This window comes from Citrobacter sp. EC_71 (assembly GCF_019584005.1).
GTDB lineage: Bacteria > Pseudomonadota > Gammaproteobacteria > Enterobacterales > Enterobacteriaceae > Citrobacter > Citrobacter werkmanii.
Map to the genome: position 1 here is coordinate 218033 of NZ_VDAY01000003.1, position 13088 is coordinate 231120.

14 protein-coding genes are annotated in these 13088 nt (G+C 51.6%); 7 read left to right on the forward strand and 7 right to left on the reverse strand.

Features of this window, described 5'->3' with window-relative positions; translation table 11 throughout:
- Nucleotides 1–156 precede the first annotated feature (156 nt).
- The 4 genes from FHD02_RS04545 to FHD02_RS04560 all read left to right on the forward strand — a co-directional run bounded on the left by FHD02_RS04545 (nucleotide 157) and on the right by FHD02_RS04560 (nucleotide 3115).
- Nucleotides 157–1560 (forward strand): cytochrome ubiquinol oxidase subunit I, encoded by a 1404-nt coding sequence (locus FHD02_RS04545; protein WP_137365483.1) that lies wholly within the window; start codon nucleotides 157–159, stop codon nucleotides 1558–1560.
- Nucleotides 1560–2570 (forward strand): cytochrome d ubiquinol oxidase subunit II, encoded by a 1011-nt coding sequence (cydB, locus tag FHD02_RS04550; RefSeq protein ID WP_137371569.1) that lies wholly within the window; start codon nucleotides 1560–1562, stop codon nucleotides 2568–2570. The genes FHD02_RS04545 and cydB overlap by 1 nt, the downstream gene beginning before the upstream one ends.
- Nucleotides 2570–2695: a DUF2474 domain-containing protein gene (locus FHD02_RS04555; RefSeq protein WP_064507023.1), complete on the forward strand. Its 126-nt coding sequence runs from the start codon at nucleotides 2570–2572 to the stop codon at nucleotides 2693–2695. The genes cydB and FHD02_RS04555 overlap by 1 nt, the downstream gene beginning before the upstream one ends.
- Nucleotides 2696–2884: 189 nt before the next feature.
- Nucleotides 2885–3115, forward strand: a complete 231-nt coding sequence (locus tag FHD02_RS04560) for a DUF2554 family protein (RefSeq protein WP_042308265.1) — start codon at nucleotides 2885–2887, stop codon at nucleotides 3113–3115.
- On the opposite strand, the gene FHD02_RS04565 is transcribed toward FHD02_RS04560, so the two are convergent.
- The gene (locus FHD02_RS04565) at nucleotides 3112–5073 is read right to left on the reverse strand and encodes a U32 family peptidase (RefSeq protein ID WP_137371570.1); all 1962 of its coding nucleotides are present in this window, start codon (nucleotides 5071–5073) and stop codon (nucleotides 3112–3114) included. The genes FHD02_RS04560 and FHD02_RS04565 overlap by 4 nt on opposite strands.
- A gap of 79 nt (nucleotides 5074–5152) precedes the next feature.
- Nucleotides 5153–5689 carry a helix-turn-helix domain-containing protein gene (locus tag FHD02_RS04570; RefSeq protein ID WP_220393625.1) on the reverse strand — a complete coding sequence of 179 codons (537 nt, stop codon included), beginning with the start codon at nucleotides 5687–5689 and terminating at the stop codon, nucleotides 5153–5155.
- A 105-nt stretch (nucleotides 5690–5794) separates the two neighbouring features.
- Here FHD02_RS04570 and FHD02_RS04575 point away from each other — a divergent pair, with 105 nt between their 5' ends.
- A complete protein-coding gene (locus FHD02_RS04575) occupies nucleotides 5795–6961 on the forward strand; it encodes a benzoate/H(+) symporter BenE family transporter (protein ID WP_220393626.1) in 1167 nt (388 codons plus the stop codon).
- Here FHD02_RS04575 and FHD02_RS04580 read toward each other — a convergent pair.
- Nucleotides 6944–7813, reverse strand: coding sequence for an AraC family transcriptional regulator (locus FHD02_RS04580; protein ID WP_137371573.1), 870 nt, complete (start codon nucleotides 7811–7813; stop codon nucleotides 6944–6946). The two genes, FHD02_RS04575 and FHD02_RS04580, sit on opposite strands and share 18 nt — an antisense overlap.
- Nucleotides 7814–7998: 185 nt before the next feature.
- Between FHD02_RS04580 and FHD02_RS04585 the strand changes: the two genes are divergently transcribed.
- Entirely contained in the window at nucleotides 7999–8907 is a 909-nt protein-coding gene (locus FHD02_RS04585; protein WP_137350249.1) for a DMT family transporter, read from the forward strand.
- Nucleotides 8908–8944: 37 nt separating this feature from the next.
- Here FHD02_RS04585 and FHD02_RS04590 read toward each other — a convergent pair whose 3' ends face one another.
- From FHD02_RS04590 to tehA, 3 genes are all read right to left on the reverse strand, one after another.
- Complete coding sequence (locus FHD02_RS04590) at nucleotides 8945–9619, reverse strand: DUF3313 domain-containing protein (protein WP_038640757.1); 675 nt, start codon at nucleotides 9617–9619, stop codon at nucleotides 8945–8947.
- Nucleotides 9620–9774: 155 nt separating this feature from the next.
- The gene (gene tehB, locus FHD02_RS04595; RefSeq protein WP_042308258.1) at nucleotides 9775–10371 is read right to left on the reverse strand and encodes a tellurite resistance methyltransferase TehB; all 597 of its coding nucleotides are present in this window, start codon (nucleotides 10369–10371) and stop codon (nucleotides 9775–9777) included.
- Nucleotides 10371–11372 carry a dicarboxylate transporter/tellurite-resistance protein TehA gene (gene tehA / locus FHD02_RS04600; RefSeq protein WP_220393627.1) on the reverse strand — a complete coding sequence of 334 codons (1002 nt, stop codon included), beginning with the start codon at nucleotides 11370–11372 and terminating at the stop codon, nucleotides 10371–10373. Before tehA ends, tehB begins: the two co-directional genes overlap by 1 nt.
- Before the next feature lie 113 nt (nucleotides 11373–11485).
- Between tehA and ydcK the strand changes: the two genes are divergently transcribed.
- Entirely contained in the window at nucleotides 11486–12466 is a 981-nt protein-coding gene (gene ydcK / locus FHD02_RS04605; RefSeq protein WP_220393628.1) for a YdcK family protein, read from the forward strand.
- Here ydcK and rimL read toward each other — a convergent pair.
- On the reverse strand, nucleotides 12458–13003 hold the full coding sequence (rimL, locus tag FHD02_RS04610) for a 50S ribosomal protein L7/L12-serine acetyltransferase (RefSeq protein WP_220393629.1): 546 nt from the start codon (nucleotides 13001–13003) through the stop codon (nucleotides 12458–12460). The two genes, ydcK and rimL, sit on opposite strands and share 9 nt — an antisense overlap.
- Nucleotides 13004–13088: the final 85 nt, after the last annotated feature.

The window sequence follows — 13088 nt, forward strand, 5'->3', positions numbered from 1 at the left end:
TAATAACAGGAATCCAGCCTCCAGATTTCATATCAACCCGGCCAACCTATAACAACGCTACAACTGTTATGGTTAAAAAGAACTGTTCTGTTTCTGCCCTCCATTGCTTCCCAGGCTTAGAATTGCGCCAAATCAATTTTGCCTGCGGAGTTAAGCATGTTCGGTCTTGACGCGTTTCACCTGGCGAGGATCCAGTTCGCGTTTACGGTATCCTTCCACATTATCTTTCCGGCCATTACCATCGGGCTCGCCAGTTATCTGGCAGTGCTCGAAGGACTATGGTTAAAAACGAAAAATCCCACCTGGCGCTCGCTATATCATTTCTGGTCCAAAATATTCGCCGTAAACTTTGGTATGGGCGTGGTTTCCGGGCTGGTGATGGCCTATCAATTCGGCACCAACTGGAGCGGTTTTTCCGAGTTCGCCGGGAGCATCACCGGACCGCTACTGACCTATGAAGTGTTAACCGCCTTTTTCCTCGAAGCGGGTTTCCTTGGAGTAATGCTGTTCGGCTGGAATCGCGTGGGCCCTGGCCTGCACTTCTTCGCGACCTGTATGGTTGCACTGGGTACCATTATTTCTACCTTCTGGATCCTCGCCTCCAACAGCTGGATGCAGACGCCGCAAGGCTATGAAATCGTTAATGGGCAGGTTGTTCCCGTCGACTGGTTCGCCGTTATCTTCAATCCCTCATTCCCTTATCGTTTGCTGCATATGTCTGTAGCCGCCTTCCTCAGCAGCGCGTTATTTGTCGCGGCTTCTGCGGCGTGGCATTTGCTGCGCGGAAACAATACGCCAGCTATTCGCGCTATGTTTTCAATGGCGCTGTGGATGACATTAATCGTCGCCCCGTTACAGGCATTGATTGGTGATATGCACGGTTTGAATACGCTGAAACACCAGCCGGCAAAAATTGCGGCGATTGAAGGACATTGGGAAAATCCGCCCGGTGAACCTACTCCGCTATTGCTGTTCGGTTGGCCGGATATGGAACAGGAGCGTACCCGCTATGGACTGGAGATCCCGGCGCTGGGCAGTCTGATCCTGACCCACAGCCTGGATAAACAAGTCCCGGCCCTAAAAGAGTTTCCTAAAGAAGATCGACCCAACTCAACCATGGTGTTCTGGTCGTTTCGCATTATGGCAGGGCTAGGCATGCTGATGATCCTGCTGGGCACGATCGCCCTGCGGCTACGTTACAAGCAGAGGTTATACACCTCACGTCCTTTCCTGCGTTTTGCATTATGGATGGGTCCCTCCGGTCTGATTGCCATACTGGCTGGCTGGGTAACCACTGAAGTTGGCCGTCAACCGTGGGTGGTCTACGGTCTGCAACGTACCGCAGATGCAGTATCCGCGCATGGCGATCTACATATGAGCATCAGCTTGCTGTCATTCTTTGTGGTGTACAGCTCAGTGTTTGGCGTCGGTTACAGCTACATGATTCGCCTGATCCGTAAAGGGCCACAGGAAGATGATCCGTCAACGCCGCCATCCGGCACGCCTGCACGACCGCTTTCTGCTGCAGTTCTTGATTCTCAACCGGAGGCTCACCGCTAATGGGTATCGATTTATCAGTTATCTGGTTTGTCATTATCGTGTTCGCCACGTTGATGTACATCGTGATGGATGGTTTCGATCTCGGTATCGGCATTTTGTTCCCTGCAATTCAGGATGCTGATGACCGTGATGTGATGGTGAATAGCGTCGCCCCCGTATGGGACGGCAACGAAACGTGGCTGGTACTGGGCGGGGCCGGATTATTCGGCGCTTTCCCCCTGGCCTATGCAGTGATTGTCGATGCGCTGACGATCCCGCTAACCCTGATGCTGCTCGGCCTGATTTTTCGCGGCGTCGCTTTTGAGTTTCGCTTTAATGCCACGCCAGCACATCGACCATTCTGGGATAAAGCTTTTCTCGGCGGCTCAATTCTGGCGACATTCACTCAGGGCATCGTGGTAGGTGCCGTGCTTAACGGATTCTCTGTCACCGGACGCAGCTACAGCGGCGGTCCTTTCGACTGGCTGACCCCGTTCACGCTGTTCTGTGGTGTTGGGCTGGTCGTGGCCTACGCCCTGTTGGGAGCAACATGGCTGGTGATGAAAAGCGAAAATCCGTTGCAGGATAAAATGCGCCGCGTGGCCAAAAAACTGCTGCTGGCGATGCTGGTTGTTATCGCCATTATCAGCCTGTGGACGCCGCTGGCGCACAGTGCGATTGCCGAGCGCTGGTTTAGCCTGCCCAACCTGTGGTTCCTGATGCCGGTTCCGCTGCTGGTGCTGTTGATCAGTATGTGGCTGTGGCGCTCACTGGACCAACAACACAGCCATGCACTACCGTTTATTTTGACGTTGGGATTGATCTTCCTTGGGTTCAGCGGTCTGGGGATCAGCATATGGCCGCATATTATTCCGCCGTCCATTACGCTCTGGCAGGCAGCCGCGCCAGCGCAAAGCCAGGGCTTTATGTTGGTTGGCGCCCTACTGATTATCCCGATAATCCTGGTATATACCTCCTGGAGCTACTACGTTTTCCGCGGCAAAGTTCAACATGGTGAGGGGTATCATTGATGCAACAATCAATCTGGAAACGCCTGATGTGGCTAGTGATCCTCTGGGGTGGCAGCGTGCTGGCCCTGGCCGCCGTCGGTATGTTCTTTCGTTTACTGATGACGGCTGCTGGCTTTAAGTCCTGAGACTCTCCCTGAAAACAACCGGGCAGCGCGATGCTTCCCGGTTGTAACAAATCCCAACGTTAACCAAACAAAAATGCAAAAAACATCTCACTGGCGAAACAGAGATTGCCATTTCACCGATTAAAATATTGAATAGTCACAAGGCGAAATTATCGCCACTTCCGTTGCTAACGTACCAGAGGGTGCAAGATGTTTAAGAAAGGATTAACGGTGTTATTGCTGGCCAGCGCGCTTTTTTCAGGTCAACTTCTCGCAACCAATCAAGGGCATGAATATCTTCAGGTGCAGAATGCCGATCACGTATTACGGCACACCGCCGACAGCGATGAGCTGCGCGTGACGGCGGAAGAATCCGCCGCCGATCTTCGCGAACATCATTACTGGCAAAAATCACGCAAACCCGATACTCACCAGGGTTAAGGTTTGCGCTTCGGCAATGTTTTCATCAGATCTTCAGGACTGACGGAAGCGACGATGCTGCCCGGCAACGGCATCTTCAGAATGTGATGTTTCATCTTGCCGATTACATGCATTTCGCACGGTCGGCAATCAAATTTCAGCGTCAGAACTTCATCGCCGTTTACCAGTTGCATCGGTGTGGCTTTCCAGCTCTTGATGTTTCCTTTCGCCTGTTTCGGGCACAGGTTAAACGCAAAACGCAGGCAATGTTTGGTGATCATCACCGGCACATCGCCCTTTTCTTCGTGCGCTTCATAGGCCGCGTCAATCAACTGAACGCCATAACGGTGATAAAACTCACGCGCTTTATGGTTGTAGACGTTTGCCAGGAAGCTCAGATGCGTTTGTGGATACACCGGCGCAGGCTGTGAAACCGGTTTGCGACTGCCGCGCTGATAGTTTTGCAAACGCGCCGCATCCAGCATATCGACAGCTTCACGTCGCAGTTGATTGAGTTGACCGTTTGGCACAAACAGCGCCCCCGGCAGATTAACCTGAATATCGCGGGCGTAATAAAGCGTTTGTCCAAGTTTGGCCAGACCATCCTGCAGATTGCTCAACGCTTTTTCTGCATTGTTCGCTTCGTCAAAGTGACCGTCCAGCGTATGAGTAACGCTCACCCCCTCTTCACTGGTGAGCGTCAGGATCAACTGCTCCTGCCAGCCACCCAGCTCAATATCAACCGCGATACGACGTTCGCTGGAGGTTTTGGTTAACGCCTGCTGCCAGTTATGATCGAGATTACGGTTCAGCGGATGATGCGGACGCACTTTGTGCAAATCGGCTGGCATTTCATTCGGCCACACCCGATATCGATTGTGCCCCGTTTTTTCAACGGTATTGGCACGGAAACCAACCACCTCACGCTTGATTAACACGTTCAGACCATCGCCGTTCGCCAGCGGCTCGGTGACCTCAACATCCAGATGATCTTTCGCGACCTTCAGGACTTCACCAACCGGCAGACCAATGAATTTTGGCGAGTCAAACGCGCCGATATCGCCCTTACGCGCATTGACAAAATAATCGGTGCTACCGCGATGGAAGGTTTTTTCCGTGGAGGGGGTAAAGAAATGTTCGGTGCGTCCGGCTGATGAACGGGCCAGGTCGCCGCGCTCTTCAATGATGGCGTCGAGCATCTGACGATAATGCGCGGTAATATTCTTCACATAGCTCATGTCCTTATAGCGCCCTTCAATTTTGAAGGAACGTACGCCTGCATCAATCAACGCGCCGAGGTTGGCGGTCTGATCGTTATCTTTCATCGATAGCAGGTGTTTTTCATAGGACACCACGCGCCCCTGATCGTCTTTCAGGGTATACGGCAAACGGCAAGCCTGGGAACAGTCGCCGCGGTTAGCGCTACGCCCGGTTTGCGCATGTGAAATATAACACTGACCTGAATAGGCAACGCACAACGCACCGTGAATGAAAAATTCAATGGTCGCGTCCGTGGCCTGGTGGATGGCGTTAATCTGCTCAAGGCTCAGTTCCCGCGCCAGGACAATCTGGGTGAATCCGACATCAGACAGAAACTTCGCCTTCTCGACGCTGCGAATATCACACTGCGTGCTGGCATGCAGCTCAATGGGGGGAATATCCAGTTCCAGAATCCCCATATCCTGCACAATCAGAGCATCAACACCGGTCTGGTACAGATCGGTAATTAATCGCTGCGCGGGCTCCAGTTCATCATCGTGCAAAATCGTATTCAGCGTCACAAAGATTTTCGCCCCGAAGCGATGGGCAAAAGGCACCAGGTCAGCGATATCTTTCAGGCTGTTGCTGGCGTTATGACGCGCGCCAAATCCCGGTCCACCAATATAAACGGCGTCTGCACCGTGTAAAATGGCTTCGCGCGCAATGGCGGTATCCCGGGCCGGGCTTAACAATTCAAGGTGATGAGGCTGCTGGCGCATACAGTTGTTACCATCCACAAGCGGTAAAAATGGCGGCTATTGTAGTCACAAGCGCGGCATTTCGGAATAGTTTTCCCGATCAACTGCGCGGGTAATGGATCAGTGAATGAAAGTGAACCGTTTGTTCACCGCTGTTACGGTAACTATGGGCAGTATCGCCAGCAAAACGGACACCTTCACCGGGTTTAATGGTACGCCATAGGCCATCAATGCACATATCCAGCAGACCACTAATCACCACTACGTGCTCTATAACACCGCTTTCGTGTGGTGTGGATTCACTGAGCGCACCGGGGGCCAGCAGTATCGAAAAGTGATCGAAACACAACTGAGGATCCCACGGGAACAGCGGCGTGACGACCATCGCCTGGTGTAGGGGATCGAAAGCCGGGGGGCTGTCTGACTCGGGTGGCGAAATAAACGTCGAAAATGGGACATTCAACCCGGTGGCGATTTTCCACAGGGTCGCCACTGTAGGGCTGGATTCATTGCGCTCAATCTGCCCTAGCATCGCTTTTGACACGCCGGTTTCCTCCGCCAGACGCGAGAGACTCCATTCCCGCTGGTGGCGCAGCGTTCTGAGCGTCGTCGCCAGATAGTGAGTTAAGTTATCCATGTTTCTCCTCCTTCGCCCTTCCTTCTCAAGGCTACAGCTTAGCACTTGTACGCTATAACGCACAGTGCTACAGTGGCTGACCGTTATAACGCACACGGAGTTGCTATGCGAACATTTTCAATCCCTCTGCCTACCGTGCTATCAGGTTTTGTCGCGGTGCTGGTTGGTTACGCCAGTTCGGCAGCCATTATCTGGCAAGCGGCGCTGGCCGCAGGTGCGACAACTGGGCAAATTGCGGGTTGGATGACCGCGCTGGGAATAGCGATGGGCGTTAGCACGCTGGCGCTGACATTATGGTATCGCGCCCCTGTTCTTACGGCATGGTCAACACCCGGCGCCGCACTACTGGTTACGGGGCTGCAAGGGGTAACGATTCAGAATGCGATCGGTATTTTTATCGTGGCTAATGCCTTAATAGTGCTGTGCGGCGTAACCGGACTCTTTGCCCGACTGATGAAAATTATCCCTCACTCACTGGCGTCAGCCATGCTGGCCGGGATCCTGTTACGCTTTGGCCTGCAGGCGTTCAATAGCCTGAATAGTGAGCTTATCTTGTGCGGTAGCATGCTGGTGGCATGGTTAGCGTTTAAAGTCATTGCCCCACGGTATTCGACGATCGCCGCGATGCTGGTAGGTATAATCATCGCGCTGGCAAAAGGTGACATTGTCACTAATAAGGTGAGTTTATCTCCAGTGTTACCCGAGTTTATCGCCCCACATTTTTCGTTTGCCCACAGCATTAGCATCGCACTCCCGCTGTTTCTGGTCACCATGGCCTCACAAAATGCGCCCGGTATCGCCACCATGAAGGCGTCAGGTTATGCGTTACCCGTTTCACCGTTGATTGTCTTTACCGGTCTGCTGGCGCTGCTGTTTTCCCCTTTTGGCGTCTATTCCATTTGCATTGCCGCCATAACCGCGGCAATTTGCCAAAGTCCCGAAGCGCATCCTGATGCCAAACGACGTTGGCTTGCCGCGGCGGCGGCGGGTGTTTTCTATCTTCTGGCTGGGGTGTTTGGCGGTTCGGTCACCGGACTGATGGCAGCCTTGCCCGTAAGCTGGATCCAAATGCTGGCGGGTTTGGCGTTGCTTGGCACGATTAGCGGCAGCTTGTACCAGGCATTGCATCATGAAGCCGAGCGTGATGCGGCTATCATTACTTTTCTGGTCACTGCCAGTGGCCTGACGCTATGGGGAGTTGGGTCTGCATTTTGGGGGCTGATCGCCGGAGGTATGTGTTACGCGGTGTTTACTTTATTTCGCCGCACGTAACTGCGTTGGCGTTTTACCCGTCACCTGCTTAAACCGGTTGCTGAAATGGCTCGCCGAACTGAACCCGCAAGCCATCGCAATATCCGACAAACTGCGGGAAGAATGACAGACCAGATGCTGGGCTAATACCATACGTCGTTGCATAACGTACTGATGCGGCGCCATATTCATTGACTGGCGAAACATTCTGGCAAAGTGGAATTCACTAAGCGCCGCCTCGCTTGCCAAATCGCTCAGGGTGATGGGGTACGCCAGATGCGCTTCTATGTAGGCCAGCACGTTGCGCAATGTGGCAGGCGCAAGCCCCCCGGTGACAACGGGCAACTGCCATTGGACGTTGCTGTAATGCTGAATCAGATGCGTGAGCAGTAGCGAAGACGCGGCGCTGAGCGTGAGATGATTGGCCGGTTGTTGCCAGTCATTCCCGAGTAAAAACTGACGATAAACCGCTGTTATCCCCGGATCGCTACCAAACGTATGCTCATCCAGCGTGAAGCTATAAGGGCTTTTGTCCCAGACTTTTTCACCCACTTCGCGCAAATGGCCGTCCGTACAATAGAGATGCACAAAGGAAAGATCGTCGCGGATATCCCAACTGGATTCGCTCTCTTTCGGCATCAGGCAAAAACGGTCCGGCCCACCGCCATTCTTCCAGCCGCCGGCCGTCTTGTGGTAACTCTCGTAGCCATCGGCGACATATAAGCTGAGGGTATGGTGATCACAATACTGGGTAATGGTATCACGCTTATTTGACCAGGCCGCCAGTTGGATCCCTGAATGTAACGCAACCGACTCGTGCAGCACGGCATTGTGTTTGCGTAAATTTTCAAAGGCACCGTAGGGCTGAGACATACCATCACATTCAAAATAAGTTAGCAGGCTTTCAGTCTATATCAGCTACATATTGTTAACAGCTTCCTTTTCACATTTGCGCGAAAAAAAGCGCAAGATTTTGCAAGTCCAGCGCAATCTGATGAAAGCCCCCTGCTACCCAACGTGACACAGTGTGCGTCTGAAGACCAAAAAGAGAAAGTTGTATGAACGCACTATTGTACTGCCTGGTGGTAGTGATTTGGGGAACGACATGGATTGCCATTTATCTGCAGCAAGGGCCGGTTTCAGCGCCGGTTTCTATCTTTTGGCGCTTTGCCGTTGCCAGCTCGGTAATGATAATAATCCTGTTGGTTAGCGGTAAATTACGCAAACTATCAGGTCGTGACCATCTGTTTTGTCTGTTACAAGGCGGATGCGTTTTTTGCTTTAACTTTTGGTGTTTTTATACGGCTGCGGCGTGGATTAACACGGGCCTTGAATCGGTGATTTTCTCGATGGCCGTCCTGTTCAATGCGGTCAATAGCTTTCTGTTTTTCGGCCAAAAACCACCGATGCGCTTTTATATTGCCGCCGGTCTCGGTCTGACCGGCATTGTCACCCTGTTCTGGCAGGACTTGCTCAACAGTGGGTTCAACCATTCACTTCTGCTGGGCATCGGCTTAAGCGCTCTGGGAACCTTTGGTTTTTCATTGGGCAACATGATAAGTCTGCGCCACCAGAAAAAAGGGCTGGAAGTATTGACCACCAATAGCTGGGCCATGTTGTACGGCACGTTGCTGATCGCCGCTATTGCGCTAATGCGTGGCGATGACTTCACTCCGCAGTGGACTTTCAGCTATCTTAGCGCACTGCTGTACCTGGCTATTTTTGGTTCGGTGATTGCCTTTGGCGCCTATTTCACACTGGTCGGTCGTATTGGTCCCAGTAAGGCCGCATACAGTACGCTGCTTTTTCCTCTGGTCGCACTGACGCTGTCAACATTGTATGAAGGGTATATCTGGCAGGTAAATGCGATTGTGGGATTAGTATTGATTTTGCTGGGGAATCTGGTGATGTTTGCCCGACCAGAAGCGCTGATGGGTAAACTCGTATATCGTCGCCGGGCGGCATAAAAAAACGCACCATCCTTAGATGGTGCGTTCATCATTATTATTGTGTTTTTTTGTTCACGTCAAACATGGAAGCATCAGTCGCCATGTCATCAACAACTTTCTTCAACGTTTCGAACGCCATCGGCGTGCTTTCGTTGTTCAGATCTTTACCTTCACCCTTACGTACAACCTTAACAACCGGTTTATTGGTCGCCGCATCAATCAACTCACCCTCGAAGTAGAGGTTGGTATCCATGGTACGGTGACCCGTTGCCATTTGCGTTCCCGCAACCAGCAGCGCAACCGGGATCACTTCGTAGAACTGCAGCCCTTCTTTACTGGTCGCTACACCGGTAATTGCCCCGCGGAAAATCAGGCTACGTGGCCCAGGGGTAGTCACCAGGGGTTTACGTTTACTGATTGCGGATTTCAACTGTGTATTGGTGTAGGTCAGTAGTTGATCAAGAACCTTCTGCCCTACCTGCGTAGTAGGTTTAGGAACCGGATAATACGTTACCGGGTTATATACAATGTTGTCATATTTGGATTCGTTGTAGTTCGGGTCAACCCAACGGAGTACCGTTTGTCCGGTTGCCGATTTTGTTTCCTTCAGATCAGAGTAATTTTTTAAAAACCCAGAATATTTATCCGGTTCGGTTACTTTTGACGCACAGCCGGATAATGCCAACAAGCCAGTAAGCACTGCAACTTTAAATAAAGTATGAGTACGCATGAAACGATCCCTTTAGTTTTCGCAATGATGCCTAAAAAGAATAGCAAAACAGATTCATTTTGGATGCACTAAAAATGGTAAGGACCGCACAATTTTATCTTTGCGCTCAACATAAAAAATGCTGAACGCAGAGAGAGTTAACCCAGACAGGAGGTTCAGGCAGTTTTGCGTGCCAGCATAGTGGCAAAGCGCAGTTTAATGCGATTACCGTTTTCATCCGTACGATGAAGTTCACCCACGTCTTCGTTGTATTTCAGCAGATCCCACCCGCTGTAATAGTTGCGTAATTCACCCGCTTTAAACGCAAACGGAAAACCAACGGTGCACGGGAAATCATCAGTGTCCATTGCCGCAACGATTAAATTATATCCGCCTGGCTTCGTGCAGCGCTGCATATTCTCAATCAGTCCTGGGATAGTTTTCGCCTCAAGGAACATCAGCACAACGGTAGAAAGAATAAAATCATATTCGCCATCAAAGCGTAAGGCGTTAAGATCTGCGACCTGCGCATGCAGGTTGGTCAGTCCTTCCGCCGCTTTAATACGCTCAAGGTTCGCTATGCTCATGGGGTTTTTATCCCATGCGGTAACGTCATAGCCGTTTGCCGCAAGGTACAGGCTGTTACGACCATTACCGCAGCCCAGATCTAATGTTTTACCTGGCGCGACCACTTTTGCCGCTTCAACAACATCGGAATGCGTACGGGTTAAATCGTATTTCTCAGTAAAGTAGTTTTCGTCGCAATGAGTCATCATTTATCCTCAGATTTCAGTAATGCAGCACGTTCTGTGCGGATAAGCAGCTTTCCCTGCATCAGCAAAGCAAGCGTACGTATCAGTAATAATGCAATGATAAAATTGGTAAAAATAAACAGTGGGATAGACAGCGTATGAAAAAATCCTGATTCGCTGCCGTGTCCGAGATGCAGGGCCGTCGTCGCCAGGGCCGACACGCCAAACGAGAAGCTCCAGAACGAGGCATTAAATGGTTGAGACAGATACCATGGCATGAGACGTAGCATAAACAGAAGCTGCAGCAGACCATAGCCGAACAGCATTTTGGCTAACGTATCGCCCTCTCCGCCGTTGACGCTAAGCCAGGCGCTACAGGCGACCAGCGCGGGCGCCAGTTGAATGCCAAGCGAAGTCCGTAAGACCGATGGCAGCTCCCCGCAGCTACGTAAACGTTGCAGGATCACCGGTTCCAGGCTGAGCCAGGAAAAAACCCCGGCCCCCAAAAACACCAATCCGGCATCATTGAAACCAAGTGCACCACAGGCCATTGCGCTGATAAAGTTATTGGCGACGGTCGGCAGATACAGACCCGGCGTGGTGGCCTCCTCTGGATGCGCTCCACGCCATAATCCTGCCGTTTGCCAGGCCGCGTACGCCAGTTGTATCACCACGCCAATGCCGAATAACCCGATCGCCAGCGGTCGATACCAGGGAACAAAACCAGTTGCTACCAGCATGGTTGTGGCCGGAAACAGACTGACAAAGCTACTCATCACCGGGTGACGAATTTCAGCCAGTACGCTGTGCGGGAAATGCAACAAGCGATACATAAAAGCCAGCGTCAGCAGCCCCCAAATGACCATCGCCAGGATCACTAACCCATCGCCAATCCAGTGGCTCACCGGCCATATCTGGCTGGCATAACGCCAGGCGAATCCCATCCCGATTGTCCCCAGTACCATGCCAAAATAACCGGCCGGAAGATTGAGAACCCGTTCACTCTGTTTGCTCTTACTCATTTTGTTTATTTTTTAAAGTATATTTGAAATGCATTTTATGGAATTTCAGTTGGTTTAGCCAGTGCGGAAAACTTTGCTACGTTTAACTAAGGTGCGCAACATGGAAATGAGCCATGACCAAATATCGACTCAGCGGTGAGCTTCGCTCCTTTAGTTACCAGGATAATGGCAATAAAAAAAGCGTATTACTACGCCAAATCATTGCTCTCATTGATTTTAATGATGTTACCGCCGGTACGCCTGGCGGCTGGATTGATGATGAAAGCGTCTTGTCGCAAAGCGGTGATTGCTGGATTTACGATGAGAATGCGCTCGCATTTTCCGGCGCATCGATAACCGGAAACGCCCGGGTTACTCAGGCAAGCGTAGTCAGAGATGGCGCGCAAATAGGCGATGCCGTGTGGATTGACCGGGCAGAAATCAGTCATTACGCACAAATACGTGACAACGTCACGATTCAGAATTCTGTTATTCGCGGCGAGTGCCTTCTGCGCGGTAATGCACGCGTTGTAGGTGGGTCCGAAATCATTGCCGCCAGGGGACTCACTGTTGAAAACGACCAGTTGCTGCAGATTTACGATCGGGCGACCGTCAGCCACTCACGCGTAGTGCATCAGGCGCAGATCTATGGCGATGCGAATATCAACTATGCCTTTATTGAGCATCGGGCGGAAGTTTTTGATTTCGCCCAGGTGGAAGGTAATGAAGAGAATAATGTCTGGATTTGCGATTGCGCCAAAGTCTACGGACATGCGCGCGTCATCGCCGGAACCGATGAAGATGCGATTCCTACCCTGCGCTACAGCTCACAGGTGGCGGAACACGCGGTAGTCGAGGGTAACTGCGTGCTGAAGCACCATGTGTTGGTCGGGGGACATGCTACATTACGCGGCGGACCAATCCAGCTAGACGATCATATCCTGGTTGAAGGTCACGCCTGCGTTCTTGGAGAAGTGTTAGTCGAGAATCACATTGAGATAAACGGCCAGGCGCACATTGAAGCGTTTGATGGCGATGCTATTCATCTGCGCGGGCCGAAAGTGATCAACGGCGAACAACGCATTACGCGTACCCCTATCGCAGGCTTATTCTGAGGGACCATCAATGATGCGGGCATAGAGATTCATATCGTAGTATTCGCCATTGAGGAACTCAGCCTGTCGTAAACATCCTTCCAGTTGGAAGCCATTGCGCAATGCCACCTGGTTGCTCTCAACGTTCTCTACGCGGCATTTGATCACAAAACGGCGAATTTCCTGGCGCTGCGCATAATGATGAATCAATGCCTGCAGCGCCTGGGACATAATGCCCTTACCCTGGTGAGCTTCATCCAGCCAGTAACCAATATAGGCCGCTTTGTTCTGTGGCTCTATCTGGTTAAACGCGATGACACCTACCACATTCTGTTGTGCAAAAATCAGGAACATTTTGGCGTAGCCGCGCTGGTGCAACATCATATTTCCCTGCACGTTTTTGCGCGTGTCGTCCTCGGACTCTACAAACTGCGGCCAGTTCAGCGACTGCTGGAGCCAGGTTTTATTCTTGAGCACCAATTGATGCAGAGGGGTGACGTGTTGTTCTTCTACGGCACGCAGTTCCAGCGTGTCACTAATGGTTATCACTTCTGGCATTTTCTTTCCGTTACGCTCGTTAAGCAGCTAATTCTGCCCATCATAAAACAGGAAGGGCTTCCCTGTTGGAAGCCCTTTTACACAG

Bases quoted from the DNA above. Each gene is read 5' to 3' on its own strand.
- FHD02_RS04545 (WP_137365483.1), top strand. From the start codon at position 157: ATGTTCGGTCTTGACGCGTTTCACCTGGCGAGGATCCAGTTCGCGTTT.
- cydB (WP_137371569.1), top strand. From the start codon at position 1,560: ATGGGTATCGATTTATCAGTTATCTGGTTTGTCATTATCGTGTTCGCC.
- FHD02_RS04555 (WP_064507023.1), top strand. From the start codon at position 2,570: ATGCAACAATCAATCTGGAAACGCCTGATGTGGCTAGTGATCCTCTGG.
- FHD02_RS04560 (WP_042308265.1), top strand. From the start codon at position 2,885: ATGTTTAAGAAAGGATTAACGGTGTTATTGCTGGCCAGCGCGCTTTTT.
- FHD02_RS04565 (WP_137371570.1), bottom strand. From the start codon at position 5,073: ATGCGCCAGCAGCCTCATCACCTTGAATTGTTAAGCCCGGCCCGGGAT.
- FHD02_RS04570 (WP_220393625.1), bottom strand. From the start codon at position 5,689: ATGGATAACTTAACTCACTATCTGGCGACGACGCTCAGAACGCTGCGC.
- FHD02_RS04575 (WP_220393626.1), top strand. From the start codon at position 5,795: ATGCGAACATTTTCAATCCCTCTGCCTACCGTGCTATCAGGTTTTGTC.
- FHD02_RS04580 (WP_137371573.1), bottom strand. From the start codon at position 7,813: ATGTCTCAGCCCTACGGTGCCTTTGAAAATTTACGCAAACACAATGCC.
- FHD02_RS04585 (WP_137350249.1), top strand. From the start codon at position 7,999: ATGAACGCACTATTGTACTGCCTGGTGGTAGTGATTTGGGGAACGACA.
- FHD02_RS04590 (WP_038640757.1), bottom strand. From the start codon at position 9,619: ATGCGTACTCATACTTTATTTAAAGTTGCAGTGCTTACTGGCTTGTTG.
- tehB (WP_042308258.1), bottom strand. From the start codon at position 10,371: ATGACTCATTGCGACGAAAACTACTTTACTGAGAAATACGATTTAACC.
- tehA (WP_220393627.1), bottom strand. From the start codon at position 11,372: ATGAGTAAGAGCAAACAGAGTGAACGGGTTCTCAATCTTCCGGCCGGT.
- ydcK (WP_220393628.1), top strand. From the start codon at position 11,486: ATGACCAAATATCGACTCAGCGGTGAGCTTCGCTCCTTTAGTTACCAG.
- rimL (WP_220393629.1), bottom strand. From the start codon at position 13,003: ATGCCAGAAGTGATAACCATTAGTGACACGCTGGAACTGCGTGCCGTA.